We start from the raw sequence: 26,846 nt of genomic DNA, 5'->3' as shown, positions 1-26,846 counted from the left end.
AGCGGCCGGCCTGACGGCCGCCCCCCGGGGTCCAGCGCCAGGATAGTTACTGGACACGGACGGCAAAGCCGGTTGCGGTGCCGCCCAGCGCAGACTCAACGCTCACGCTCTGACCCGCCCGGCCGACAACAGTCGATGTAACTCGTATGGCAAACGATCCCGCAGGGTCCACCACGGCCGTACCCAGGACGGTTCCCTCCAAGCCGCCGAGGTGTACGGTGACCGCCTGACCGGCCGGGATGGAGCTGGTGCCGTCAACCCGCCATTCGCGCTTGCTGGCCGTATAGCGGGCGGACGTAACCGCCACGGTGTCCGCCCGCGGGGTGACAGTCACCTGGGCGTCGCTGGAGGACCCGTCCGGGCTTCCGACCGTCAGTTTGAAGGTCAGCGCGCCCGGACTTGCAGGGAACTTGTAATGCGGGAAGGTGAACGTGGGACGGGCGGAATTGGCGCCGGTGAGGATGACCGTAGGATCACCCGGGCCCACAATCTGCGTCCAGGAATAGGTGGCCGCGCCGGTGGAGCCGCTGCCATCCAAGGTGACCTTGGTTCCGCGTTGCACGTTTTGCTGGTTTGGTCCGGCGTTGGCTGCTGCCGGGGCGGTGGCTGTGACCGTCACCGTGACAGTTGCCGTGCTCGGACCGCCCGGCCCGTTGACCGTCAGGGAGAAGACATATTCACCCGGTGCGGGTGCAGTGAAGCTGGGCCGGACCGCGTTGGGGTCGCTGAGGATCACTCCGGCAGGACTGCTCCACGAGTAGGTGGACACCGGACCGCTGGAGGCGGATCCGTCCAGTTGTACGTTCTGGCCTTCCGTGACCGTTTGATCTGCGCCGGCCTGGGCGGCCACCGGGATCGGAGCGCGGGCGTTGCCCGTCACCTCGACAGGCAACACGACTTCGCCCTTGGCATCTGACCTCACGGTGACAGAAACCGGAGGAGCCGCGAGGGGGCCCGATGCCAGGGAGCCCGATGCGAGCTCGCCGAACCCCACGGCGGTCAGGGTCCGCGCACCTGCTGTGTCGCTGGACACCGCTTCAACCGAGAGGACACCGGTGTCGGTGTTGAAGGTGGCCTTGCCGCTGACCTTGTCAACGACGTCGATCTTCTTCGCTGACGCCGGAACGTCGCTCGAGTTCGTGACAGTGACCGTGGCTGGCGGCTGGGGCCCCTCAAAGGCGATCCTGGCGAAGTAGTGGCCGCCGGATCCCTCCAGTGCCGTGGGGCTGAAGACCGCGTTGCCGGCTAAAGCATCAGAGAGCTGAATTGACTGCGGTCCGGATTCGCTTGACGCGAAGACGTCCACCGTCCCTGAGCCGAGCGATGACCTTGAATACGTCGCCCGCTCGGCGGCCACCCCGCTGTTGGTCGCGAGTTTTCCCTGCACGGTAAAGAGATCGGTCTCTACGCAGTCCGCCACGGGGCCTGGAACGGAAGGGCATGCATCCGCCGTGGCGCTCGGATTGATCCCCGGACCCTCGATGCGGAAGATATTGGACCCGTACGGGCTGCCGGTGATCTTGTGGGGGGTGGTGCCATCGCCGACGTAGGTGTTCTTGCCGGTCGCGTCCGGCTTGAGCGCGGGGTCGGTGGGGTAGGTGTCCCAGGTCAGGAACGGTCCGACCCTTCCTCCCAAGGCGCCCGAGAAGTCCCCCTTTCCGCCGATGCCGATGTCCTCGGTATCGAAGACGATGCCCGGCTTGGATGTCCGGACGGTCTTGGTGCCGGCCGGTGTGGTGAATTTGTAGTCGACGCCGTCCCTGACATTCGTGATTTTCAGTCGAAGCCGCGCAAAGGTGACCTGGTCGCCGTCGGCAACGGGCCCGCTGCCGAACGCCTGCTCCAAGGCGATGACGGCGAGCGCTTTTCCTCCGCCGGCCGTGTCCATCGTGCCGCTGGTGAGGGAATAGAAGCCTTCATCCGGGTAGTTCCCGGGGAAGGAAACCGGCTCTCCAGCTCGCCCAGCTGCCGCCGGCTGTCAGGCTGGCCCGTGGGATTCAGGACCATCAGGTGACCCGGAACCGGCTGCTCAAGCGTGCTGTTGAAGCCTCCGATCTGGAGCGCCGAAGAATCGCCCGTGATCTGCACGATGAGGTTATCCAGGACCTCTCGGGGCTGGGCTACGCCCTTGAGTCCGAAGAGCTCCACGGACCACCCGAGCAACGGCCTGTGCTTGGCGGGGCCCGCAAGATTCTTCAGCAGACCGTCCACTCTTTGCGGGCCATGACAAGGGAACTATATCCGCCCGACCTTGAACGACTGGGGCTCAAGACTTCCCTGGAACGGCTCGTGGAACCACATCAGGAACGCGGCCTCACCGTGCGCCTCTTGATCCCGGACGATGGAGGGATGGACCGCGGATTGTCGGCTTTGCTCTTCCGTGTGGTCAGGGAAGCGCTGTCAAACAGTGCCAAACATTCCGGTGCAACGATGGTGGTGGTTTCGCTGCGGACAGACCAGCGAGGCTCGGAAATAAGCATCTCGAACAACGGCAAGGGATTCGACACGGCACGGGGCGCCGGCGACGGCCATCTGGGCCTGCGGATACTCAAGGACACCATCCGTGAAGCCGGCGGAGACCTGGAAATTCTCAGCGTCCCAGGCGCGGGCACGACGGTGACAGCGCGGTTGCAGTCCCGCCTCGCGGCGACTCACTGACTCGTACGGGGATACTCAGGTTTCCTCCAAGGTCCGTGACTCCGGCGCAGGATATCTCCAAGCTGGGTGCGGCAAAGTCGGGTTACCGAACAAAAGGAGACCGGCTATGTCCCTATCACGTCGTCAGGTCCTGTTGATCGGGGGATTGGGCGTTCTCGGAGCCGGTGGCGCCATGTTGCCGGTCGGCTCGGTCGAGGCCAAGTCGGCCAGCCGGCTCAGCTCCAGCGAGATGCCGCGGCCATTCCAGTCAGCCTTTGTCCAGGCTCCGATCCTTCAGCCCTACGCCAGCGGTATCGATTCCGCGGACGGCTTGCCCGTCAATTACTACAGGCTGACTCAGAAGGCCGCCATGGCAAACATACTGCCACGGCTGCGCACACCCATCCTTGGTTACAACGGCTTGTTCCCCGGACCGACGCTCAGCGTGGATCAGGGCACAAAAGCCGTGCTGAGGATGCGGAACCAGCTGCCGGCCGCGCATGCGCTGGACGGGCACGCATTGTCCACGTCCACCCACCTGCATGGTTCTGCTTCGAAGCCGCAATTCGACGGGTACGCCAGCGACATCACCCACCCGGGGTTCTACAAGGACTACCACTACCCCAACTTCCAGCCGGCCCGCACGCTCTGGTACCACGACCACGGCGTCCACTTCACGGCCCTGAACGCCTATTCCGGGCTCGCCGCGCAGTACCACATGCACGATCCCATAGAACGGAAGCTCCTCCCGCAGGGCAACTTCGACGTCGCGCTGACGGTCAGCGATGCCATGTTCGCCGCGGACGGATCGCTGGGTTATGACGACAACAGCCACTCGGGACTCTGGGGGGACGTGATCCTGGTCAACGGCAAGCCCTGGCCTGTCATGAAGGTGCAGAAACGCGTCTACCGGTTTCGGATCCTGAACGGTTCCATCTCCCGTTCTTTGCGGCCCACGCTCAGCACCGGTGATCCAGTCGTGGTGGTGGCTACCGACGGCGGCCTGGTCCCTGTGGCGCAGGCCGTGGCCAGCTGGCGCCATGGTGGAGCGGAGCGGTACGAGATCCTCATCGACTTCCGGAGGTACAAGACGGGGCAGCGGATTGAAATCCGCAACTTGTCCAACAAGAACAACGTGGACTACGACTTCACCAGCAAGATCATGGCCTTTGACGTCACGGACGAGCCGGTGGACACCTCGGACCCCACCTGGAACCGGATTCCGACCACGCTCGTCAACAGCGAGGCCATGTCGCTGCAGAGCGGGCAGTCCGTGAAGACGCGTAAATTCCGGGTCAAGAGGAACGACAGTACCCAAATGTGGACCATCAACGACGACAGCTGGCAGGATGTGATCGCGAGCGGTTACAAGAAAGTCGTTGCCGACCCCGAACTCAACTCGGTGGAGATCTGGGAAATCGAGAATAAGTCCGGCGGCTGGTTCCACCCCCTCCACATCCACCTGGTGGATTTCCAGGTCCTCAGCCGCAACGGCCGGCCGCCCTTGGCCCACGAGCGCGGGCCCAAGGACGTCGTGTACGTCGGTGAAGGCGAGACTGTCCGGCTCCTCATGAAGTTCACCCCGCACAAGGGCCTCTATATGATGCACTGCCACAACTTGCCGCACGAGGACCACGACATGATGACCCAGTTCAGGGTGGGCCTGAAGGAAAACGACTTGGATGTCGATGATCCCATGACCGCTGCGAAAGCGGCCTGGGACGATGATCCGGAGTGAACACGGGAGAACGGACCGGCCATGGCAGGCGGTCGCGCCCGCGCCGCCGTCCGCCACGGCCAACCGTCGGGACGAACAGCGTCAGCGGGCGGACCCGGCTGCTCGTGGCGGCGTTGATTCCGGTCCTGGCTGTTCTGGCCATTCGCACCTGGCTGGTGGAACCTGTCGCAGTCTCCTCGGACAGCATGGCGCCGACTGTTCCCTCGGGCGCCGTCGTGTTCCTGTACAAGCCGGCAGCAGCTACGGGCTGGATCCGGAATGGCGTCGTCGTCGCGTTTGCCAGCCCGGTCGATGGCCGGACGGCCATCAAGCGCGTCATCGCGGGGGAGGGGCAAATCGTAGCCATCCGGGACTCGGAACTGTTCGTCGATGAAGTTGCCGTCCCGGAGCCATTTATCGACCACAGCCGGATAGACGGCACCTACTTCGGGCCCACGACGGTGCCCGCCGGCAGTGTCTTCGTTCTTGGGGACAACCGCGGCGTGTCAATCGATTCCAGGGACTTCGGGGCCGTGCCCTTGACGGCGATTCAAGGCACCCTGTTGACCGGCCAGAAATAGACGCCGTCCATAACGCCGCACGTGCGGCGTTGGCTCCAAGTTTTCCCGAGGTCGTATGTGGAGGATGGGCTTACCGATTTGCCAATTTGGGGGAACGATTTTGAATCCGATTCCGCGCATTGTTTCCAGCCCGGTTCTCAGCCGTCGCCAGTTCGGACTAGTGGTGGGTGGCGGGGCCTTCCTGCTGGTGGCCGGCGGGACTTACGGGGTCATATCCCGCAGTCTGCCTGGCAACGGGACGGGTCTGGCTACGGCCTTCGGAGCACTGTCCGTGGTCAAGGCGGGCCGCCTGACCAGACTTGATGCGCAGGGAAGGCCCGCCTCCAAGTCACTGTCAGCCGCGGTTGCACAGGTCAGCGCCGGAGCGGGAGCAGTCGCTGCGGCCGCCAGCGTGCCCCGATCCCAGCGGGAAGACAAGGCCCAGCGCGCCTCCGTCGCCACCCATTCGCACGACGGCGGCGAACTACCGGATTCGGACTGGCCGCAACCTGGAAACTTCACGTGGGGCGACGTCGTCGTGCTGGAAGTGGCCTTGAAGAATGACCGGCAGGTACCTGTGCTTTTCGGCCCAGGACAGCTCCGTTTGAAGCTGATCCCGAGTGGCATCACCGTCACCCCGCAGGACTTCGACAGGGTCCCGGGAACCATCGCCGCCGGCGCAACAGAGCATGTCTGGATCAGCTACCTGGCACCCCGCGATGCGGGTGATATGGAGCTGGAGTACTCGGAGCCCGAACGCGACGGACTGCTGAGCCTTGCGCTGCCACATTTGACCGTTAGCCAGGTGAAGTCATGAGCACTCTGGACATTCACATCAACGAGGGATTCCTCCCCATGGTGGACGGCTCGTTTGTATACCACCGGGGCTTCGGCGACCGGCCGACATTGGCCAGTGATCCCAAGCCGAGCCTCGCGGTGAGCCCCCGGGTGTTCCTCCGCAACGGGTCCGTGGTGGCGAGCCGCACCTACCCCCTGAGAGCCGCCGTCCCGCCGCGGGGACGTCCGGCGCCCGCTGCCAAGGATCCGGCCAAAGCCGGGGAATTCCTGGTCCGCCGGGCGTACTGGGCCAGCTTCTTCCCGGATCGGACCCTCATCGCCGAAACCGGCAGCACCATCAGCATCCGCGTGACCAACCACTTGGCCCAAGATCATTCGCTGCAGTTCCTCAACGCCGGGCCGCGAAACGGGAATGTTGGTACCGGCGTGATCAAGCCGGGCCAGAGCAAAATTCTGGAATTCAAGGCCCCCAAGGAGGGTACCTACCTCTATTGCGATCCCGGGGCTGATCCGGCTGATCCCACGGCCGACCCGGTCCAGCGGGTTCTTGGCCTCTTCGGGGCTCTGCTGGTGACGGATCCTGCCTCACCGTGGCGTCCCATGCCGAGCGGGCCGGAATTCGAGCGCCAATGGTTGTGGTTGCTCCACAACGTAGACCCTGTGTGGGCGGCCATCGCGTCCCGCAACGGAACCGTGGATCCGGACAAGACTCCCGTGTATCCCAGGTATTTCACCCTCAACGGTCGCAGCGGATTCCAGTCTCTGGCCGCTTCCACGGATGTGGCCCTCAACAGGCTCCGTGAAGAAGATACGCTGATGTCCGGTTCCGCCCGACAGGTCGATGTCCGCGATTTCAGCCGGGGGGCTACGGTTGGCACCGTCGGGACGGGCCAGCTCATGCGCTTCCTCAACGCCGGGATCGTGCATCACCAGCTCCATTTTCACGGAAACCATCTCTGGACCGCAGGCCGCAACGGCGAGATGTTCCCCCGCTCAGGCGGGAGGGTGGATGCCGATGGCCACGTTGTGCTCCAGCATTGGGAAGACGTGGTGGAGATGCACCCCCTTGACCGGAAGGACTCGCTGCTTCCGCTGTATCGCCCCCCGGAGGCAATTGATGAGGTGTGGAATGCCCGGAACGAGGACTGGGGGTACCCGATGCATTGCCACGCCGAACCGTCCCAGGTGGCCAGGGGTGGAATGTATCCAGGCGGACTGGTGGGCCACTGGTCAGTCGCTGCCCCCGGCCCAGCCACGGGTGGCTCGGACGCGCACCAGCTGTACCGCAGCCAGGTCGACTTCAGCTCGGATCAGATGAATGAGGGAAGCCCGGCGACGGAGTTCCGCCAGAAGCCGGATGTTGCCCATGAGTTTAAGTTCTTTAACCGCAAGATGAAATTCGACGACGGCGGCGAATTCGAGATGTGGACGTTCGAGACCGAGGACTCAGGACGGGTCTTCCCCGCCCCTCTAGTGCGGCTCACGGAGGGGCAGCTGTTCCAGGGCACGATCCACCCGAGCAAGAGGGTCCATACGATCCACTGGCACGGCATCGAACCGGATCCACGGAACGACGGCGTCGGCCACACCTCATTTGAGGTCTCCGGCTCTTACACCTACCAGTGGCGGCCGGATCGCGGACAACCAGGGAATCCGAATGTGGGGTCGGCAGGCACGTACTTCTACCACTGCCACGTTAATACCACCCTGCACGTACAGATGGGGATGTTCGGTGCGCTGATCGTCGACCCGGCGATCCATCCGGACTTCCCGGTGACTAAAGGGGCCCGCAGAGCCTTCGTCGACGGGCCCGAATATGACATCGATACTGAAACTATCCTGGTCCCGTACTCGGTGGATCCCCGCTGGCACGAACTCAACCATGCCGCCGGGCTCTCGGGCGACGACGCGGGGCTGGACAAATTCGAGCCGAAACACTTTTATCTGTTGGGCGGAGAGCTGGCACGTTCCTCCGGCAAAGAGGGCCCAGCCTTCCTCACCCGGATCCGCGCTCGCGTGACCACCGGAGGCACTGCCAAGCCCACACTGCTCCGCCTGCTCAACGCAAACTACTTCCCGGTGAACGCCTATTTCACCGATGCTGCCGGAAAGCGGGTTGCCATGGCTGAACTGATAGGGCACGACGGACGGCCCTTCCGCGACACGTCAAGTCCCTCAGGACCCGCGAAGCCGATTTCCGCCACGGGTCCCCTGCGGACAGCCATCATCAATTTCGGTGCCGCCGAGCGGTTTGACATCCTCCTCTACCCGCCTGCGGCCGGAACCTACAAGCTCACCGTCGACCTGCTGGACTGGATCACCGGAAAGGTCGTTGCAACCCGTCAGATTCCGGTCGTCGCCAGCTGACCTGGAGTCACTGCGCCGTTGCAGCTTTCCGGGAAGACATCCGATCCGCTCTGCTGTTCAGTCCGAAGGCCGCGGACGCGTGTCCTGGCTGGTCCCGCGCAGCGGGAAGGGTGACGGTCGCGGCATCAGACGGCGAACTCGCAGTCGAATACCGCGGCAGACACCCGGAACCGGCGACAACCCTGAACAACTCCAACCGGTGTGCCCCTCCTGCCCGTAGCCTTACTTGGGGCGGCCTACAGGGCCTATGGTTGGGCGTATAGAACCGTCGACAGGAGCACCGCATGATTACCCTGCAGATCGAACACCAGGTCCGGGACTTCGGCATGTGGAGGAGGGCATTCGACAGTGACCCGCTGGACCGCGCCGCTTCGGGAGTACGGTCCTACCGGATCTCTCGTCCGCTCGACCAGGAGGACTACGTGATGCTGGAGATGGATTTCGATACGCAGGAGGCCGCCGTGGACTTTCTGGGCCGGCTGCAGAACGACACGTGGAAAACCGGTGTGACGGCGCCGGTGCTGGTCGGTGAGCCATCGACCAGGATCATCGAGACGGTCGCCATCGAGAAGGTGGCAACCTAATAGCTCCTGCACTCCGCTGTTGGGTCGCGATCTCCGGATTCAGTCGGGCAAGGTCCACAGCCACGAAGTTCCATCGCGAGCAGTGCGCGGGGAGTTGCGCCAATCATCTGCCGCTGTCCCGGAGGTGCTGGATGAGCGCGTCGAGGATCGGCAGTTGTCCACGTACCAGCTTGGTGCGGGCTTCGGCCTCTCTGGCCCAAGCGGCGTCGTCGATCTCGGGGTAGCTTCTGACTGTTCCGGATCCCCTCGGCCATTCCAGTGAAAAGGTGTTGCTCACGATTCGGTCGGGTTCAAAGTCCGACTCCGCCATGAAGACCGTGATGATCTTGCCCGAGGGTTGCCGGAAAATGCCCAGCGGGATGTAGTCCGCGGAAGGTGGTGCAGGAGTGCCCATTTCCTCTGCGAACTCACGCTGCGCGGCCACCAGCGGGTCCTCGTCTTCCAGGTATTCACCCTTGGGAATGGACCAGGAGCGAGCATCCTTATGGGCCCAGAACGGTCCGCCCATATGGGCTATCCAAACTTCCAACTCCGATGTAGGGCTCCGCCGGTGAAGCAGAATACCTGCGCTCCGAACCGTCATTTGACCTCCACTTCCCTAGATTATCCCTGCGCCGGCTGACGTGGGGAGACGGGGATTTCGTGATTAAAACGCCGAGGACGATCCAAATCTCATCGGTGATCACGGCTCAGCCTATGCCCGCTGCCAAGACCTCTCGTCGGACCCGGGCAGTCCGCCCGGACATGCGGCGCTCCAGGTAACGCGCCAAATGGGAGATGAGGACGTTGGTGACCACGTACACCGCGGCGATGATCAAGTACGTCTGGATCAGGTGGTTGGTGTAGGCCGTGAGATTGTTGGAGGTCTTCATCAGCTCCGGATAGCTGACGGCGTACCCCAGGGTGGTGTCTTTGAGCAGAACCACCAGTTGGGCCACCATGGACGGCACCACGATCCTGATCGCCTGTGGAAGCACGACGCTGCGCATGACCTGGCCCTGGGACAGGCCCAGGCTCAGCCCGGCCTCGCTCTGACCGGCCGGAAGGGCCTTGATGCCGGCCCGGAAGATTTCGGCCATCACGGCCGAACTGCACAGGATGATGGGGATGACCAGCTTCCAGAAGATGTCGGGGTTAATCCCGTATTGGGGGAGTCCGCTGACGAAGATATAGACCACCAGCAGAAGCGGAACGGAGCGGAAGAACTCGATCCAGCCCGTGGCGATCCGCCGCAGGTTCGGGCGCACCGACAGCCGGCCGAGGGCGAGGACAAGTCCCAGCGGCAAAGCAAAAACCGCGGACGCCGCCGCCGCTGCGACCGTGTTGCCCAGGCCGGCAAGCAGGAAGAGCAGGTACGGCACCTGGGTGAATTCAACCCAGCGGTCGGCCGCGAGTTGGCCTGCCTGCCCGAACCGCAGGAGTGTCACGGCCGCGAGGCCGGCTATGCCGAGCAGGCTGAGCACGGTGAGGACCCGGATCCGACGTCGCGCCCTGGGCCCGGCGGCGTCGAAGAGACTGTCCTGTGTACTCACGGCTGGAACCCCTTCATCGTTGGACCCTCAGCCGTTCTTCCAGCCGGGCTCCCAGTCCGCCAGCCAGCAGTGAAATGACCACATAGGCGACGGCGGCCATCAGATAGGTGGTCAGGCCAAGGGCCGCTTCGTTATTGATCTCCGAAACCTGCAGGGTGAGGTCCTTCACGCCGATGACGCCGGCCAGCGAGGAGCTGAGCAGTATGCCGATGAACACGTTGACGATCGGCTGGATCACGCTGCGGAAGGCCTGGGGGAAAAGCACAAAGCGCAGCACTCCGAAGAAGTCCAGGCCGATGGAGCGGGCGGCCTCAACCTGGCCCACCGACACCGCATTGACCCCTGTTCTGATGGCCTCGCACGTGAACGCGCCGCCCAGCAGGATCATGGAGATGGCGGCGCAGGTGAACAGGTCGAACGTGATGCCGATGTCCGGGAGTCCGAAGGTCACCACCACCAACAGGCTGATCAGCGGGATGTTGACGAAGAGTTCCACGTACAGCCGCCCCACAGCGCGCAACGGCAGTATGGGGCTGACCCGGCAGGCGGCGATAACGGTCCCGACAGCGAGCGACCCGAAAAAGGCGACGGCGGTCAGCCGCACCGTCATCCAGAGGCCCGCCAGCAGTTCGTCGAGGTAGGTGGTGAATAGTTGGTCCATAGGCCCGGCCTCAGGCTTCGATGGCGGGCGGCTTCGGCGGGTCGGTCTTGAGCACCTGACCCACGGTGGCTTTCCACAGTGCGTCCCAGGAGCCGTCTGATTCAACGATATTCAGCCATGCATTGACGAAGGCCAGTGCGTCCGTGCCTTTGTGGAGTCCGATTCCGTATTTGTCACTGTTGCCAAAAGTTTCGCCGACGATCTTCACGTCCTTGTTCCTGGCCGCATTGGACAACAGGATGGACTGATCAATTACGTAGGCCTCCACCCGGCCCTGCTGGACTGCGGCGAGGCACTTGGGGTTGTCATCGAATGTTTGCACGTTCGCTTCCGGGGCCACCTCCTTCAGGAGGGTGACGCCGGTGGACGCGCTCTGCGTTGCCACCGTTTTGCCTGCGAGATCAGCGACGGACTTGATGGAGGTGTTGTCTGCCTTCACCAGGATGGCCGATTTGGACTCATAGTAGGGGCCGCCGAAATCCACTTTTTCGGCGCGCTTGGGGGTGATGGAGTAGGTGGCAAAGATGACATCCACCGAGTTGTTCTGCAGCAATGTCTCACGCGTATCCACGGTGACCTGAGAAAGGTTCTCCTTCGGCTCGCCGATGATGTACTTGGCGAGGAGCTGTGACAGGCCGGCATCGAACCCCGACACTTTGCCGGTGCCAGGATCCCGCAGTGAAAAGAGCGTGGAGGTGTCAGTGCCGCCGCGCACCAACTGGCCCTTGGCCTTGATCGCCTGGGCCCAGGCGCTGGCCTGCACGATTGAGTCCTGGGCCACGGCGCCCTTGGCCAGCACAGCGTCGAACGCGGCCAGGTCGATGACCGAACCGGCTGCCGCCCCGCTGGCGCTGGCAGAACCGGATGCGACCGGCAGCGTCGGTGAGCCGCCACAGCCCGCGAGTGCACCGGCACCCAAGGCACCAAGCCCCAGCGCAAGCGCTCCCCGCCGGCTTAACAGCCGGGACGAAAACCTCTTAAGTTCTGACATAAGTTGGTCCTCTCGTGGCCGGCGACACCCAACCGATCGCCGTCGTCGGTTCCAACCTATGACTGAATCCCGATCGAATTGGCGAATGCCACAGAAAACAGTCCCGGATCGTAACAATGGTAGTGGGTATCCGGTTAGCTCAGGTTGTGCTTTTCGATCCCGGACCGTGGGCGACGATTTGGCGATAGGTGGCTGGCGCCTGCTGTGCGCCGAGACCGAGCAGGGATTGGAAGGCCGCCATGGGTGTGCTGCGCCGGTTGTAGCGGAACGTTAACTCGTCGAGGTACACCTGCAGGTGTTCATTGCCCACGGAGCGGTGGGTTCCCCGCAGCCATGTCTTGAAGTTGCTGATGGCGCGCGGTGCACGCGGGGAAGGACAGGGTCGGGGTCGCCGGCTCTTTTGGCGGCCCGCTGGGATCGCGGGCGGTGGTCGTAGCCTTTGTTCCTCAACGGGACGTACCCCATCCAGCCGTCGGTGTGCACGATGGCGCCGGGAGCCACAGTGTCTGTCACGAAAGTGCCCAACGTGTCGCCGGACGCGTTGGGGATCACCTTCATCCGGACGCGTCCGGAGCCCTGACCACGCACCTCCACCGCCACGACTATCTGCGCGGCCCGGGCCGTGAGATTTCTGCCGCCGCGCCGGCCCACCTCCGGGCCGCCGACTTCGCATTCGTCCACCTCTACCTCGCCGGTCAGCAGGGTGCGTTCGGGGTTGACCATGGCGCGGCGCAGTTTGTGGAGCATGGTCCAGGCCGTCTCGTAGCGGCTGAGTCCGAGCTGGCGCTGCAGCTGCCTGGCCGAGATCCCCGGAGTTCCCGTCGTCATCAGGTAGGCCGCCCAGAACCACAAATGCAGTGCAGTGTGGGTCTTGTGGAGCACGGTACCGGCTGTCAGCGAAACCTGGTAACGGCATGCGGCGCATTCCCACAGCCCCCGCGCCGCCACGGGCCAGGCGGACTCGCCCTTGCACCGGGGACACGAATAGCCATCCGGCCAGCGGCACTCAAACAGATAGCCCAGGCAAGCCTGCTCGTCGCCGAATCTCGCCTGGAACTCCAGAATCGTCTTCGGAAAGTCCGGTCTCGACATTTACGCAGTCTACCTGAGCTAACCGGATACCCACTACAATGGTTTTGCGCTGGCGTGACGGGCCTATGCGCTCTCAGCAGCGACCTGAAGGCCCAACTCCGCCTTGAGTGCGGCCACATGGCCCTTGGCGGTGACGTGGTACTTCGCCAAGGTGACCGCGCCGTCGGGATCGAGAACGACGGTTGAGCGCACAATCCCCTCCTCGATTTGCCCGTCGACGAGCTTTTCGCCCCAGGCGCCGTATGCGAGGGCCACGGAATGGTCCTCGTCAGAGAGGAGGGGGAAGGTGAGGGTGAAGTCGCCGGTGAAGTCCTTGAGGGACTGGGGTGCGTCGGGGGAGATGCCGAGCACTTCGTAGCCGGAGGCTTTCAGTGAGGCAAGGTTGTCGCGGAAATCGCACGCCTCTGTGGTGCAGCCGGGCGTCGCAGCCTGCGGGTAGAAGTACACGATGACGTTCTTGCCGCGATAGTCGGCAACGGAAACCTGCTTGCCAGCGGCGTCCGGCAGGGTGAACTCCGGCGCCTGCGTGCCGGGCTGGAGCTTGGTGGTCAGCTGGGGGCTCATGGGGTTCCTTTTGGGTCTGTGGGGGTCTGTTTACTGACAATGGTTACTGACAATGAGAGTCTGCGGTTGCACTATTGCGGACTCAGATACTGTACTCCGCGGGTCCTCGCACCTTGGCATAGTGCCCGGGAACGAACCGGTAGCCTCCGCCGCGCACCGTGGCGATGGCGTGCCGCGCCCGCCGCAGCTTGCGCCGCACCCGGCCGACATAGACGTCGATGGAGCGCGATGCCGCCGCCGGGGAATCGAACGATTCCAGGAAACGTCGGAGCTCATCGCGGCCGACGGTGCGGGAGCAATTCTCCACCAGGTACCGCAGCAGCTTGAACTCGATGCCGGTCAGTGGCACGGGCTTCCCGTCCAGCAAGACCTGAGCGGCGGCAAGATCCACGCACACCAGACTGGGGTGACCCGCCGTCGGCGGGAGGTGGGGGGCGCCGTCGTCGTCCTCTTGCGGGGAGTCCTCCGAAGCGGACGACGACGGTACCGGGTTTCCGCCGTCGGCGGAAGTTGCAGCCCCGGGGGCAGGCCAAACCTGGGCTTCCGCCTCCGGGGCAATGCTCCAAACATGTTCCAGCAGCAGTTGTGCGGCGCGGGCCATCACTGCGTCCTCTATCTCCTGCCCGCGGCCCGGGGTGACCCAGACGGCCACGCCATGTGCCCTGAGCCGCGGACCGGATTCCGGAACCGGGGCCGGATGCGCATACATGCCTCGCGGGGAATGGATTTCGGCTGCCATGGAGGCCGTCATATGCCGCCGCGGCGGAGGAGGTTGCCGGTGGGGGTGTGGTCGTTGATCAGGGTGCCGCGGAGGTAGGTTTTGCGGACCACGCCGGAGAGGGCCTTGCCGTCGTAGGGGGTGATGGGGTTTTTGTGCTTGAGTTTGGTGACGTCGACGACATAGGCCTGGTCGGGGGCGAAGACGGAGAAGTCGGCGTCGTAGCCGAGCGCGAGCTGGCCCTTGTTGGTCAGGCGGGCCAGTTCTGCGGGTTTGGCGGCCATCCAGGACAGGACCTGTTCCAGGGTGATGCCGCGGTGCCGGGCCTCGGTCCAGATCAGGGACAGGCCCAGCTGGAGCGAGGACACCCCGCCCCAGGCGACGGCGAAGTCGCCGTTTTCCAGGTCCTTCAGATCCAGGGTGGACGGGGAGTGGTCCGAGACGATGCAGTCGATGGTGCCCTCCTGCAGGCCCTTCCAGAGCAGTTCCCGGTTGGAGGCCTCGCGGATCGGCGGGCAGCACTTGTAGGCGGTGGCGCCGTTGGGGATTTCCTCGGCCATCAGGGTGAGGTAGTGCGGGCAGGTTTCCACGGTGAGGTGGACGCCGTCGCGCTTGGCGGTGGCGATCATGGGCAGGGCGTCCGAGGAGGAGAGGTGCAGGATGTGGGCGCGGGCGCCGGTCCAGCGGGCGCGTTCGATGACCTCGGCGATGGCCTTGTTCTCGGCCCCGCGCGGGCGGGAGGCCAGGAACTTCCCGTACTGGTCGCCCTCGGCGGACGGTGCGTGGTCGATCGCGTGGGAGTCCTCGGCGTGGACGATCATGAGCGAATCGAAGGACTTCAGCGCGGCCATGTCCTCCTCCATCTCGTCCGCCTCCAGGTGCGGGAACTCGTCCACGCCGGAGTGCAGCAGGAAGCACTTGAACCCGAACACGCCCTCGTCGTGCAGGGGGCGCAGGTCCGCCTGGTTTCCCGGGATGGCGCCGCCCCAGAAGCCGACGTCCACGAACGCCTGGTCCGCGGCGACTTCCCGCTTGAGTTTGAGGTTTGCCACCGTGGTGGTGGGCGGGATGCTGTTCAGCGGCATGTCGATGATGGTGGTCACCCCGCCGGCCGCGGCGGCCCGTGTCGCGGAGGCGAACCCCTCCCACTCGGTCCGGCCGGGCTCGTTGACATGGACATGGGTGTCCACCAGCCCGGGGATCAGGGTCTCGTCGTCCGCGAGCTCGATGGTCTCGGCGCCGGCCAGGCCGTTGCCCAGCGGCTCGATCGCCACGATCTTCCCGCCCCGGACCCCGACCTCCCGGGCCGCGATGCCGGCGGTGGTGAGGATGTGCCGGCCGCGGATGACCAGGTCAAATGTCTCTTCAGGCATGGATGGCCTCCTTCGTGTCGGCGTTCGTTGCCGGAGCCAGGGCCGCCAGCTGCTCGCCGATGCGCCGCCCGAGGCGTTCCAGCAGCGATCCCGCTTCCGCTATACATGTGTCTACATTGCTTTCCAGCTCCGTCAAAGCATGAACGTCCCGGAAGCCGGACCGCCGGAGCTGTTCCGCGCCCAGCGTGGTGCGTCCGCAGACCGCGATGACGGGGACTCCGGCGCGTCCGGCTGCCCGGGCAACACCCATGGGAGTCTTGCCGAGCAGGCTTTGTTCATCCAGGCTGCCTTCGCCGGTGATCACCAGATCCGCACCGGCAAGCCGCTGCCCGAGTTCGGTGAATTCAAGCACGACGTCGATGCCCGGCCTGCGCGTCGCGGCCAGGACCGCGATGGCGGCGTAGCCCGCGCCTCCCGCGGCCCCGGCGCCCGGGGCTTCCGCTGCCTTTACGGCGCGGGGGCCGATCTCCTTCGCGAGCACGTCGACAAAGCGGGACAGCGCGGCGTCGAGCGCGGCGACGTCCGAAGGGGTGGCGCCCTTCTGGGGACCGAAGATGGCGGGGGCGCCTTCGGGGCCGAGCAGCGGGTTGTCCACGTCGCTGGCCAGGATGAAGCGGGCCTCGTCCAGGCGGGTGTCGAACCCGGAGAAATCGATCTGGTGTAGCCCGGCCAGGGCGCCGCCGCCGGGCGGGAGTTCCCGTCCGTCGGCGGCGAGGAGTTTGGCGCCGAGTCCCTGGAGGATCCCGGCGCCGCCGTCGGTGTTGGCGCTCCCGCCGACGCCCAAAATGATCTGCCGGCACCCGGCGTCGAGCGCTGCGCGGATCAGTTCACCGGTGCCCAGGCTGGTGGCCCCGGTGGCGTCCTTGATGCCGTCCGGCAGTACGGCGAGCCCGGACGCGGCGGCCATTTCAATCACGGCTTCGCGTCCGCGGACCGCGAACTCGGCCCGGAGCGGCTGCCCGGTAGGGCCGCTGACCAGGGCGCTCCGGCGGGTGAAGCCGGAGCCGACGGCGGCATCGAGGGTGCCCTCGCCGCCGTCGGCCACGGGAATCCGGAGGACATCCAGCTCACCGCGGGAGCCTGCGGTTCCCCATGCTGCCCGCAGCCCTGCTTCCAGGTGACGGGCGACGTCGGGGGCGGACAGGGAGCCCTTGAACTTGTCGGGGGCGATGACCACGCGCATGCTGGTTCCTCCTTCCATTGTTTGCGTTAGGCCAGCGAGGAGAGGATGGCGGTAGGAGCGTCCTCGCGGGTTTCGGCCAGGTCCTCGAACTCGTTGACGGCGTTGATTTCGGTGCCCATGGAGATGTTGGTGATTTTTTCCAGGATCACTTCGACCACGACGGGGACGTTGAACTCGCCCATGAGTGCCTTGGCCTTGCCGAATGCCGCGGGCAGGTCGTCCGGGTTTTGCACCCGGATGGCCTTGCAGCCCAGGCCCTCGGCGACCTTGATGTGGTCCACGCCGTAGCCGTTGGTCTCGGGGGAGTTGATGTTCTCGAAGGCCAGGGACACGTTCTGTTCCATCTTGAAGCCGCGCTGGGACTGCCGGATCAGGCCCAGGTAGGAGTTGTTCACCACCACGTGGATGTAGGGGAGGTTGAACTGTGCGCCGACGGCCAGTTCCTCGATCATGAACTGGAAGTCGTAGTCGCCGGACAGGGCCACGACGGTCTCGTCCGGCTTGCCGCGGACCACGCCCAGGGCGGCCGGGCCGGTCCAGCCCAGGGGACCGGCCTGGCCGGCGTTGATCCACTTCCGCGGGCCGAAGACGTGCAGCATCTGGGCGCCGGCGATCTGGGACAGGCCGATGGTGGACACGTAGGTGGTGTCCTTCCCGAAGGAGCGGTTCATTTCCTCGTAGACGCGCTGCGGCTTGATGGGGATGTTCTCGAAGTGGGTCTTGCGCTGCAGGGAACCCTTGCGTTCGGTGCATTCGGCGACCCAGCCGGAGTAGTCCGGCAGTGTGTCTGCCGTCTTGCGTTCCCGGGCCAGCTCAATCAGGCCCTCCAGTGCCGCGCCGGCGTCGGAGGCGATGCCCAGGTCCGGGGAGAATACCCGGCCGATCTGGGTGGGTTCGATGTCGATGTGCACGAACGTGCGGCCGGCAGTGTAGGTGTCCAGGCCGCCGGTGTGGCGGTTGGCCCAGCGGTTGCCGATCCCGATCACGAAGTCCGCGGCCAGCATGGTCTCGTTGCCGTAGCGGTGCGAGGTCTGCAGGCCCACCATGCCGGCCATCAGCGGGTGGTCATCCGCGATGGCGCCCCAGCCCATCAGGGTCGGGATGACCGGGACGTTCAGCAGCTCGGCGAGCTCCACCAGCTGCGCGGACGCGCCGGCGTTGATGATGCCGCCACCGGCGACGATCAGCGGGTGCTTCGCTGCGGTCAGCATGTCCAGGGCCTTTTCCAGCTGCTTGCGGCTGGCCTTGGGCTTCTCGACGGCCAGCGGCTCGTAGGTGTCGATGTCGAATTCGATCTCGGCCATCTGCACGTCGATGGGCAGGTCCAGCAGCACGGGGCCGGGGCGGCCGGAGCGCATCAGCTGGAAGGCCTTCTGGAAGGCGCCCGGAACCTGGCCCGGTTCCAGGACGGTCATGGCCATCTTGGTGACCGGCTTGGCGATGGTTTCGATGTCCACGGCCTGGAAGTCTTCCTTGTGCAGCTTGGCCACGGGAGCCTGGCCGGTGATGCAGAGCATCGGGATGGAGTCCGCCCAGGCGGCGTACAGTCCGGTGATCATGTCGGTGCCGGCGGGCCCGGAGGTGCCGACGCAGATGCCGATGTTGCCGTCCTTGGCCCGGGAGTAGCCGTCAGCCATGTGGCTGGCGCCTTCCACGTGCCGGGCGAGGGTGTGGCGGATCCCGCCGTGCTCCCGCATGGCCGAGTAGAACGGGTTGATCGCCGCGCCTGGCAGGCCGAACGCCTCGGTGGCGCCCTCCTTTTCCAGGATGGCGACGGCTGCGTCTACGGTGCGCATCTTCGTCATGGTGTACTCCTTGAAAGTCAGTGGGAAAGTCTGTTTTTGGGTGTGCTGATGGAGGCCCGCGAACCGTCGCGGGGCACTTTGGGGGAGTCGCCGTCGTAAATCACGACGGCGGCCGGCATGTTCGTGTCGAAGTGCCCCTTGGCGGGGCGGCCTGGCCGCTTAGTTGCGGCCGCTGAGCTTCAGGACCTGCTTGAAGAGTCCGGAGTGGTCCAGTCCGCCGTCGCCCTGGTTGACGGTCGCGGCGACGAGCTGGGCTGCGATGGCGCCGAGGGGGATGGAGACGTTGGCTTCGCGGGCTGCGGAGGTGACGATGCCCATGTCCTTGTGGTGCAGGGCAAGGCGGAAGCCGGGCTCGAAGTCGCGGTCGAGCATCTTCTGGCCCTTCTGGTCCAGGACCTTGGAGCCGGCAAGCCCGCCGCCGAGGACCTTGAGGGCGGCGTCGGTGTCGACGCCGTAGGCCTCGAGGAAGGCGATGGCCTCGCCCAGGACCTGGATGTTGACGGCCACGATGAGCTGGTTGGCTGCCTTGACGGTCTGGCCGGAGCCGGACGGGCCGACGTGGACGATCGTTTTGCCGACAGCGTTGAGGACGTCCTGTGCTGCCTCGAAGTCGGCTGCCTCGCCGCCCACCATGATGGAGAGTGCGGCGTTGATGGCGCCCTGCTCGCCGCCGGACACGGGGGCGTCGAGGGCGCGGAGGCCGGCTGCCTTGGCGTCGTCGGCCAGCCGCTTGGCGACGTCCGGGCGGATGCTGCTGGCATCGATCCACAAGGTGCCCTGCTTGGCGTTGACGAACAGTCCGTCCGGGCCGCCGACTACGCCTTCGACGTCCGGGGAGTCCGGCACCATGGTGATGACGACGTCGGCGTCCTTGACGGCGTCCGCGATGCTCGTGGCGCCCTGGCCGCCTTCGGAGACCAGCTTGTCGATCTTGTCCTGGCTGCGGTTGAAGCCGGTGACGGTGTGGCCGGCCTTGACGAGGTTGATGGCCATGGGCAGGCCCATGATTCCGAGTCCGATGACTGCAACGTTGCTCACGATGGTTCCTTATCTGAAGTCTGGTGGTGGTGCGTAGGGCGGGATCGAGGGGTTAGCTGGCGACGCGCTGGCGGATCGCCCAGTTGAAGGCGGTCTCGGCCGGTTCCTTGTATTCGAGGCCGATGTAGCCTTCGTAGCCGAGTTGGCGGCTGCGGGTGATCCATTGGCCGAGGGGGAGCTCACCGGTTCCGGGAGCCCCGCGGCCGGGGTTGTCGGCGATCTGGATGTGGCCGAAGTCCTTGGCGTGGTTCTCGATGACGGCCGCGACGTCGTCCCCGTTGACCGCCAGATGGTAGAAGTCGGCGAGCAGCTTGATGTTCTCCACGCCGGATTCGGCCTTGACCCGGGAGATGACCCGGAGGGCATCGTCGGCGGTCAGGAGCGGGTACTTGGGGGCGCCGCTGACCGGCTCGAGCAGGACGGTGCCGCCGATCCGGGCGACGCCGGCGGCCGCGGTCGCGAGGTTTTCGGCGCCGATGGCGTCCTGCTTGTCGGCGGACTCGCCGTCGATCCGGTTGCCGTAGAGGGCATTGAACGCCTTGCAGCCCAGGCGTTCGCCGATGCCGGCGACAACATCGATGTTGTCCAGGAACTCGGCCGAGCGGGCAGGCCAGGACACCAGGCCCCGGTCCCCTCCCGGCATGTTGCCGGCATTGAAGTTCAGGCCGGTGAGCTGGACTCCGGCGTCGGTGATGGCCCGCTCGAAGCCGGTGATCTCGGCGTCGCCGGGGACGGAGGTCTCAAAGGGCCACCAGAATTCGACGGCGTCAAAGCCGGCAGCCTTCGCCGCGGCGGGACGCTCCAGCAGGGGCAGCTCCGTCAGCAGAATGGAGCAGTTCACGGAATACGTCATTGTGGGTTCCTTCGGGCTCTGCACCGGATCGGGTCCGGTGTTTTCTTGCTTATTTCGTATGATGGAAACTATATCTTGCTCTGTGAAAAGTTTAGGTTGTCACGGGGGAGCAGTCAACCCCCGGAACGTCGAACAGCCGTTAAACACCTGCGCCCCGGCCAGGGGCCGGGGCGCAGGGGAGGCAACAACGGGCTCAGGTGAGGCGGATCTGCCTGTTCATGTCCTTGTACAGCAAGTAACGGAACTGGCCGGGACCACCGGCGTAGCAGGCCTGCGGGCAGAAGGCGCGCAGCCACATGAAGTCGCCTGCCTCCACCTCAACCCAGTCGTTGTTGAGCAGGTACATGGCCTTGCCCTCCAGGACGTACAGGCCGTGCTCCATGACGTGGGTCTCCGGGAACGGGATGACCCCGCCCGGCTGGAACGTCACAATGTTCACCTGCATGTCGTGGGCCAGGTCGCTGGAATCCGTGAAGCGGGTGGTCTTCCAGGCGCCGTCGGTATCCGGCATCGCGGTGGGTTCCACCTCGGCATCACTGGTGACGAAGGACTTTGCCTCGTAACCCTCGAGCCGCTCGTAGGCCTTGCGGATCCATTGGAAGGAGACAATGTCATCCGAGACGTTCTCCAGGCCCCAGGTGGCACCGGCGGCCATGTAGGCGTAGCCGCCTTCCTCAAGCTGGTGCAGTTCGCCGTCGAGGGTCAGGTTGACCTTGCCCTTAGTGACGAAGACAACGCCCTCAACACCGGGCTCAAACTCGGCCTTCGGAGCGCCGCCGCCGGGGCCGATCTCCACGATCAGCTGCGAGAACGTGGTGGCAAACCCGGAGATCGGGCGGGCCAGGATCCAGGAGCGGGTGTTGGAGAAACCCGGCAGGGTGCTGGTCACAATGTCGGTCATGACGCCCTTGGGGATGACCGTGTAGGCCTCCGTGACGATGGCCCGCTCCGTGGTGAGGTGGGTCTGCGGCGGCAGTCCGCCCTGGGGGTAGTAGTACTTGCCCATCATTGGATCCTTACTTCGAAGTGGAGTGTGCCAGCCGCGGGTGCGCCAGTGCGGTCAGCTGGGAAAGTTCGACGCCGGCAAGCGCCTGGACCTCTTCGGTCCCCACGGCGCCGCACTGGACGCCGCGCAGGACGAAGGCGGCCAGGGCCCGGGCGGTGGCGGGTTCGTCCATGACCCCGCCTTCGGTGCGCTCAACGTAGTTGCGCAGGCGCGCCGCTGCGGCGGGAAGGCCCTCACGGTAGAACGCGTAGGTGGCGGCGAAGCGGCTGGGCAGCTGGGCCGGGTGCAGGTCCCAGCCCTGGTAGTAGCCACGCTCAAGCGAGCGGCGGACCAGCCGGCCGTGGATCCGCCAGGCATCCTCGACACCATCGCCCACCGGGATGATGTTCGTGGAACCGTCGGAGAGCCGGATCCCGGTGCCGGCCACGGCGAGCTGCATGACCTCCTTGGCGAAGTCCGCCACAGGGTGCTCCATGGACTGGTATTCCGCCGAGATCTGCAGGGACGCCGAGTAGTCGTAGGTGCCGTAGTGCAGGGCGCTGATCCGGCCGGGAACAGCGTGTGGCAGCTGCGCCACAGGGGAGGTGCCGTCTGGGCCCAGGATGAGCTGCGGCGTTTCCACCTGGACCTCAAAACGGAGCCGGCCGGCGGGAAGCCCGTGGACTTCCTCCAGCCGGGACACTGCGAAGTCCATCGCCTGCACCTGGGCCACCGTGGTGACCTTGGGCAGTGTCAGGATGAGCCCGGCAGGTAGTTCCCCGGCGGCCGCGAGGGTGGAGACGAACAGGTCCAGGGTCCGCAGGCCGCGGGCCCGGGTGGCTGCCTCGAAGCACTTGAAGCGGATACCGATGAACGGCGGGGCGGTGCCGGCGGCAACTGCCGCGGCCACCGCGTTGGCGGCAGCAACGGCGTCGGCGTCCTCCGCGTCGTCGCCGCGGTCACCGTAGCCATCCTCGAAGTCCAGGCGCAGGTCCTCGATCGGCTCGCTGGCGAGCTTCGCGGCAACCCGCTCCGCAACGGCGGAAGCGAGTCCGCTGTCCTGGCCGAGCAGGGAACCCAGGCGGGCCAGCCCACCGTGGGCTTCCGCCGTCGCGAGCGCCTGCGCGCCCCATTCGGCGGCGAGGGACGGCGTGAAACGGTCCGCCGGCACGTACACGGTGTGCACGGGCTGGCGGCTGCCGTCGTCGCCGGGGTAGCTCTGGTCAAGGAGCTGGTCGGTGGCGGCCAGCTGTTCCTCGATCCGAGCAAGATCGGCCGTGCTGAAGGATGACTCTGCCATGCCTCAGCCCACCAGTTCGTAGGCCGGGGTGGTGAGGAAATCGGTGTATTCCTCGGAGAGGCAGATCTCCCCGATCAGCTTGCTGGCCGGCTCGTAGTAGCGGCGGAAGGCTTCGTCGCCGAACTCGGTCCGCAGGCGCTCGGTTTCCTCGCCCAGAATGCGTTCCACCAGTTCGCGGGTCGCGGTATTGCCCGTGTCCGCGAGCACCGACTTGTTGCGGATCTGCTGCCAGACCTGGGAGCGGGAGATCTCGGCCGTAGCGGCGTCCTCCATGAGGTTGTGGATGGCTACCGCGCCGGTTCCCGACAGCCACACCGCGGTGTAAGCGACAGCGACATACAGGTTCAGGCGCATTCCGCCTTCGGTGACCTGGCCTTTGGCCGAGGCAATGTCCAGCAGCTGGCGTGCGGTCACGGAGACCTCGGGGCGCTGTTTGTCCAGCTGGTTCGGGCGTTCGCCGAGGACTGCGTCGAACGCTTCCCGGCACGTGGATACAAGGTCAGGGTGGGCCACCCACGAGCCGTCGAAGCCGTCGTTGGCCTCGCGGGTCTTGTCCGCGCGGACCTTCTCGAAGGCCGCCTCGGTGACCTCGGGGTGGCGCCGGTTGGGGATGACCGCGGCCATGCCTCCCATGGCAAAAGCGCCTCGGCGGTGGCACGTCTTGACGAGCAGCTCCGTGTAGGCACGCATGAACGGTGCAGTCATGGCCACCGTGGCACGGTCCGGCAGTACAAATTCCTCGCCGGCGTCGCGGAAGTACTTGATGATGCTGAACAGGTAGTCCCAGCGGCCGGCGTTCAGGCCCGCCGCATGGTCGCGCAGCTCGTAGAGGATCTCGTCCATCTCAAAAGCGGCCGGGATAGTCTCGATCAGCACCGTGGCGCGGACCATGCCCTGCCCGAGGCCCAGGAAATCCTGCGCGAACACAAACACGTCGTTCCAGAGACGCGCTTCAAGGTGGCTCTCCAACTTGGGCAGGTAGTAGTACGGGCCCTGGCCATTCATGACCAGCTGCTTGGCGGTATGGAAGAAGTGCAGGCCGAAGTCCACCAGCGCCCCTACGGCGGGTTCGCCGTCGATCAGCAGGTGGGTTTCCGGCATGTGCCAGCCGCGGGGACGGGCCACCACAACGGCCAGCGGAGCGTCTGTGCGGAGCGTGTACTCCTTACCTTCCGGTGAGGTGTAGCTGAGTCTGCCCGTAGCGGCGTCACGAAGGTTCAGGAGGGCGTCGATGACGTTGGCCCACGTGGGGGTGCTGGCATCCTCCAGGTCGGCGAGCCAGACCTTGGCGCCAGAGTTCAGCGCGTTGATGGCCATCTTGGCCGGAGTGGCCGGGCCGGTCATTTCGACCCGGCGGTCCTGCAAAGCTGCCGGTGCCGGCGCAACTTTCCAGTCCCCGTTGCGCACGTCCTGCGTTTCCGGCAGGAAATCGAGCTTGCCGGTATCGGCGGCCCGCTGGCGTTTGACGACCCGGGCGGCCAGCAGCTCGTTGCGGGTGCCGGCGAAACGCTTGTGGAGTTCCTCCACAAAGGCCAGTGCCTTGGGGGTAAGTATCTCCTCCGCACGATCGATCGGCCGGGGGTCTGTGACGGTGATAGCCATTTTGAATCCTTTTCTTGGCTGCGGATCAGGCGGTGGCGCGGGCGGCGACTGCGGGCTCTGGGTTCGTTGCGCTCGCGCTAGCGGTAGCCGCGTGGGCTGCAGCAGCCACTGCGGATGCGACGTCGGCTGCAACATGCGGATCGAAGACGCTGGGGATAATGTAACTGGCATTGAGCTCGTCGTCACCTACCCGGTTGGCAATTGCCTCGGCAGCGGCCACCAGCATCTCGGGCGTGATGTCGGATGCACCGGCATCCAGGAGCCCGCGGAAGAAGCCCGGGAACGCCAGCACATTGTTGATCTGGTTCGGGAAGTCGCTGCGGCCGGTGGCCACCACCGCTGCGTGCTTGGACGCGATGGACGGATCGATTTCCGGCGTCGGGTTGGCCATGGCAAACACAATCGCTTTGTCTGCCATGGAGGCAACCTGCTCCTCGCCGATCACATTCGGGGCACTGACACCGATAAACACGTCTGCGCCCTTGAGCGCCTCGTGCAGCGTCCCGGAGAAACCCTCTTCATTGGTGTTCGCGGCGATCCAGCTGCGGTGCTCATCGGTGTATTCCTCGCCGGAGTGGATGGCGCCGGAGCGGCCGGCGGCCACGATGTGCCGTGCACCCTGGGCCTTGAGCAGCTGGATGATGGCCGAGCCTGCCGCGCCCACGCCGGACACCACAATGCGGACCTCGGAGAGCTTCTTGCCCACCACACGCAGGGCATTGACGAGGGCCGCGAGGGTGACGATCGCCGTGCCGTGCTGGTCATCGTGGAATACCGGGATGTCGAGTTCCGCACGGAGCCGGTTCTCGATTTCGAAGCAGCGCGGGGCCGCAATGTCCTCGAGGTTCACGCCGCCGTAGACGGGCGCCAGTGCCTTGACGATCATGATGATCTCCTCGGTGTCCTGCGTATCAAGGCAGACCGGCCAGGCATCGACGTTGGCGAACTGCTTGAACAGGGCAGCCTTGCCTTCCATCACGGGAAGCGCGGCAGCCGGGCCGATGTTGCCCAGGCCCAGGACCGCTGAACCGTCGGTGACGACGGCGATGGTGTTCCGCTTGACGGTCAGGTTCCGGGCGGCTGCCGGGTCCTCGGCGATGGCCATGCAGACACGGGCGACGCCGGGAGTGTAGGCGCGGGAGAGGTCGTCGCGGTTGCGCAGGGCTACTTTGGGGACCACCTCAAGCTTGCCGCCAAGGTGCATCAGGAAGGTGCGGTCCGAAACGTGCTGGACCTTGACGCCGTCAAGCGCATTGAGGGCGTCCTTGACGCGGACGGCGTGCTCGTCGTCGGTGGTGTTGCAGGTGACGTCCACAACCAGGGTTTCGTGGTGGGACTCGGTGACGTCCAGCGCGGTGATCGCCGCGCCGGCAGCTCCCACGGCAGCGGCAAGCTCGCTGGTGGCGGAGAAGCTGGACGGCGCCTCCACGCGCAAAGTGATCGAATTTCCGGGGCTCGGGTTCGCCATTGAATATTCCTCCTGGTAGGGCCCGTCCCCGGGCCTTCGGTCAAACCGAATGTTTTCGTATTATGGATATTATTATCTACGTTGTGGAAACACAACCCCTCGCTGGTCATCGCACCCAGGCCAGTTGTGCTGTATCTTGAGAGTTCTAAGCAATTCTTTCACGATGTGGATAAGAGTTGTCGGAATCTGAGTCATTGGAGACAACGGAATGGCTGAAAAGCCCTCGGGAGGCGTGCAGTCCGTCGAGCGCGTGTTCGAACTGCTGGAACTCATCACGGATGCCGGCGGAGACGTCACGCTGAGCGAGCTGTCGTCGTCGACCGATCTGCCGCTACCCACCATCCACCGGCTCCTGCGCACCCTGGTCACGCTGGGCTACATCCGCCAGTTGCCCAACCGCCGGTACGCTCTGGGACCCCGGCTGATTCGGCTTGGCGAAGGCGCCAACAAGCAGCTCGGTGCCTTGGCCCGGCCGCAGCTCAAGTCACTGGTGGACCGGCTGGGGGAGACCGCCAACATGGCGGTGCTGGACTCGGACATGGTCATCTATGTCGCGCAGGTGCCCTCCCTGCACTCCATGCGGATGTTCACCGAGGTGGGGCGCCGCGCCCACACCCATGCCACTGGCGTCGGCAAAGCCATCCTGGCGCAGCTGGACGACGAGACCGTCCGCGGGATCGTCAACCGCAGCGGGATGCCCGTCGCCACGCCCAAGAGCATCGGCGACATCGACTCCCTCCTGGCTGACCTGAAGCTGATCCGGGAACGCGGCTACTCCATTGACGAGGAAGAGCAGGAGATCGGCGTCCGCTGCTTCGCCATGGCGGTTCCCAATGCACCTACACCCTCGGCCATTTCCGTGTCCGGGCCGGTGTCCCGCGTGGACCAGTCCTTCGCGGACCGCGCTGTGCCGCTGCTGCGCGCAGCAGCGCTGGCGATTTCCGCGGAGCTGAACCAGAACTAGTAGTGCCCTATCCCTGCGCGAGCTGGCAGTTGTTGCCCCTTTTTCCGCGGAAAT

The 26,846-nt window shown here is 65.3% G+C and carries 23 protein-coding genes and 1 pseudogene; 7 read left to right on the top strand and 17 right to left on the bottom strand.

Features of this window, described 5'->3' with window-relative positions; genetic code table 11:
- Positions 1-46 precede the first annotated feature (46 nt).
- On the bottom strand, positions 47-1,888 hold the full coding sequence (locus ACVWZ8_RS20205) for a PKD domain-containing protein (protein WP_456505630.1): 1,842 nt from the start codon (positions 1,886-1,888) through the stop codon (positions 47-49).
- Between the two features lie 122 nt (positions 1,889-2,010).
- Here ACVWZ8_RS20205 and ACVWZ8_RS20200 point away from each other — a divergent pair, with 122 nt between their 5' ends.
- The 6 genes from ACVWZ8_RS20200 to ACVWZ8_RS20175 all read left to right on the top strand — a co-directional run bounded on the left by ACVWZ8_RS20200 (position 2,011) and on the right by ACVWZ8_RS20175 (position 8,663).
- Complete coding sequence (locus ACVWZ8_RS20200; RefSeq protein ID WP_456505629.1) at positions 2,011-2,658, top strand: sensor histidine kinase; 648 nt, start codon at positions 2,011-2,013, stop codon at positions 2,656-2,658.
- 106 nt (positions 2,659-2,764) lie between these two features.
- Positions 2,765-4,375 carry a multicopper oxidase family protein gene (locus ACVWZ8_RS20195; protein WP_456505628.1) on the top strand — a complete coding sequence of 537 codons (1,611 nt, stop codon included), beginning with the start codon at positions 2,765-2,767 and terminating at the stop codon, positions 4,373-4,375.
- Positions 4,372-4,935: a signal peptidase I gene (gene lepB, locus ACVWZ8_RS20190; RefSeq protein ID WP_456505627.1), complete on the top strand. Its 564-nt coding sequence runs from the start codon at positions 4,372-4,374 to the stop codon at positions 4,933-4,935. The genes ACVWZ8_RS20195 and lepB overlap by 4 nt, the downstream gene beginning before the upstream one ends.
- A gap of 100 nt (positions 4,936-5,035) precedes the next feature.
- On the top strand, positions 5,036-5,731 hold the full coding sequence (locus ACVWZ8_RS20185) for a hypothetical protein (protein ID WP_456505626.1): 696 nt from the start codon (positions 5,036-5,038) through the stop codon (positions 5,729-5,731).
- Positions 5,728-8,079, top strand: a complete 2,352-nt coding sequence (locus tag ACVWZ8_RS20180; protein WP_456505625.1) for a multicopper oxidase domain-containing protein — start codon at positions 5,728-5,730, stop codon at positions 8,077-8,079. Before ACVWZ8_RS20185 ends, ACVWZ8_RS20180 begins: the two co-directional genes overlap by 4 nt.
- A 284-nt stretch (positions 8,080-8,363) precedes the next feature.
- Complete coding sequence (locus tag ACVWZ8_RS20175; RefSeq protein WP_426977455.1) at positions 8,364-8,663, top strand: hypothetical protein; 300 nt, start codon at positions 8,364-8,366, stop codon at positions 8,661-8,663.
- A 103-nt stretch (positions 8,664-8,766) separates the two neighbouring features.
- Here the strand turns inward: ACVWZ8_RS20175 and ACVWZ8_RS20170 are convergent, their stop codons facing one another.
- The 16 genes and pseudogenes from ACVWZ8_RS20170 to ACVWZ8_RS20095 all read right to left on the bottom strand — a co-directional run bounded on the left by ACVWZ8_RS20170 (position 8,767) and on the right by ACVWZ8_RS20095 (position 25,828).
- Positions 8,767-9,246, bottom strand: a complete 480-nt coding sequence (locus ACVWZ8_RS20170; protein WP_456505624.1) for an NUDIX domain-containing protein — start codon at positions 9,244-9,246, stop codon at positions 8,767-8,769.
- Between the two features lie 106 nt (positions 9,247-9,352).
- Positions 9,353-10,195: an amino acid ABC transporter permease gene (locus ACVWZ8_RS20165; RefSeq protein ID WP_456505623.1), complete on the bottom strand. Its 843-nt coding sequence runs from the start codon at positions 10,193-10,195 to the stop codon at positions 9,353-9,355.
- Positions 10,196-10,208: 13 nt separating this feature from the next.
- Positions 10,209-10,856 (bottom strand): amino acid ABC transporter permease, encoded by a 648-nt coding sequence (locus ACVWZ8_RS20160; RefSeq protein WP_426977460.1) that lies wholly within the window; start codon positions 10,854-10,856, stop codon positions 10,209-10,211.
- A 10-nt stretch (positions 10,857-10,866) separates the two neighbouring features.
- The gene (locus tag ACVWZ8_RS20155; protein WP_456505622.1) at positions 10,867-11,847 is read right to left on the bottom strand and encodes a glutamate ABC transporter substrate-binding protein; all 981 of its coding nucleotides are present in this window, start codon (positions 11,845-11,847) and stop codon (positions 10,867-10,869) included.
- A gap of 139 nt (positions 11,848-11,986) precedes the next feature.
- Positions 11,987-12,939, bottom strand: a pseudogene (locus tag ACVWZ8_RS20150) (IS1595 family transposase).
- A 63-nt stretch (positions 12,940-13,002) separates the two neighbouring features.
- Positions 13,003-13,503, bottom strand: coding sequence for a thioredoxin-dependent thiol peroxidase (gene bcp, locus ACVWZ8_RS20145; protein WP_426977464.1), 501 nt, complete (start codon positions 13,501-13,503; stop codon positions 13,003-13,005).
- 82 nt (positions 13,504-13,585) lie between these two features.
- On the bottom strand, positions 13,586-14,242 hold the full coding sequence (locus ACVWZ8_RS20140; RefSeq protein WP_456505621.1) for a winged helix-turn-helix domain-containing protein: 657 nt from the start codon (positions 14,240-14,242) through the stop codon (positions 13,586-13,588).
- Between the two features lie 8 nt (positions 14,243-14,250).
- The gene (gene allB, locus ACVWZ8_RS20135; RefSeq protein WP_426977468.1) at positions 14,251-15,594 is read right to left on the bottom strand and encodes an allantoinase AllB; all 1,344 of its coding nucleotides are present in this window, start codon (positions 15,592-15,594) and stop codon (positions 14,251-14,253) included.
- Positions 15,587-16,777: a glycerate kinase gene (locus tag ACVWZ8_RS20130; RefSeq protein ID WP_456505620.1), complete on the bottom strand. Its 1,191-nt coding sequence runs from the start codon at positions 16,775-16,777 to the stop codon at positions 15,587-15,589. Before ACVWZ8_RS20130 ends, allB begins: the two co-directional genes overlap by 8 nt.
- 26 nt (positions 16,778-16,803) lie before the next feature.
- A complete protein-coding gene (gene gcl, locus ACVWZ8_RS20125; RefSeq protein ID WP_456505619.1) occupies positions 16,804-18,582 on the bottom strand; it encodes a glyoxylate carboligase in 1,779 nt (592 codons plus the stop codon).
- 159 nt (positions 18,583-18,741) lie between these two features.
- Positions 18,742-19,620, bottom strand: coding sequence for a 2-hydroxy-3-oxopropionate reductase (locus ACVWZ8_RS20120; RefSeq protein WP_456505618.1), 879 nt, complete (start codon positions 19,618-19,620; stop codon positions 18,742-18,744).
- A gap of 52 nt (positions 19,621-19,672) precedes the next feature.
- Complete coding sequence (locus tag ACVWZ8_RS20115; RefSeq protein ID WP_456505617.1) at positions 19,673-20,473, bottom strand: hydroxypyruvate isomerase family protein; 801 nt, start codon at positions 20,471-20,473, stop codon at positions 19,673-19,675.
- Between the two features lie 193 nt (positions 20,474-20,666).
- Positions 20,667-21,479, bottom strand: a complete 813-nt coding sequence (locus tag ACVWZ8_RS20110; RefSeq protein ID WP_426977475.1) for a bifunctional allantoicase/(S)-ureidoglycine aminohydrolase — start codon at positions 21,477-21,479, stop codon at positions 20,667-20,669.
- A 10-nt stretch (positions 21,480-21,489) separates the two neighbouring features.
- Complete coding sequence (locus ACVWZ8_RS20105; protein WP_456505616.1) at positions 21,490-22,758, bottom strand: DUF6986 family protein; 1,269 nt, start codon at positions 22,756-22,758, stop codon at positions 21,490-21,492.
- Between the two features lie 3 nt (positions 22,759-22,761).
- Complete coding sequence (aceB, locus tag ACVWZ8_RS20100; RefSeq protein ID WP_456505615.1) at positions 22,762-24,360, bottom strand: malate synthase A; 1,599 nt, start codon at positions 24,358-24,360, stop codon at positions 22,762-22,764.
- Between the two features lie 25 nt (positions 24,361-24,385).
- Positions 24,386-25,828, bottom strand: coding sequence for an NAD-dependent malic enzyme (locus ACVWZ8_RS20095; RefSeq protein WP_426977481.1), 1,443 nt, complete (start codon positions 25,826-25,828; stop codon positions 24,386-24,388).
- 208 nt (positions 25,829-26,036) lie between these two features.
- Here ACVWZ8_RS20095 and ACVWZ8_RS20090 point away from each other — a divergent pair, with 208 nt between their 5' ends.
- Entirely contained in the window at positions 26,037-26,792 is a 756-nt protein-coding gene (locus ACVWZ8_RS20090) for an IclR family transcriptional regulator (RefSeq protein WP_426977483.1), read from the top strand.
- The last annotated feature ends 54 nt before the right edge of the window (positions 26,793-26,846 follow it).

Source organism: Arthrobacter sp. UYCu723 (assembly GCF_054059215.1).
This window is presented reverse-complemented; position numbering and strand designations above follow the sequence as displayed.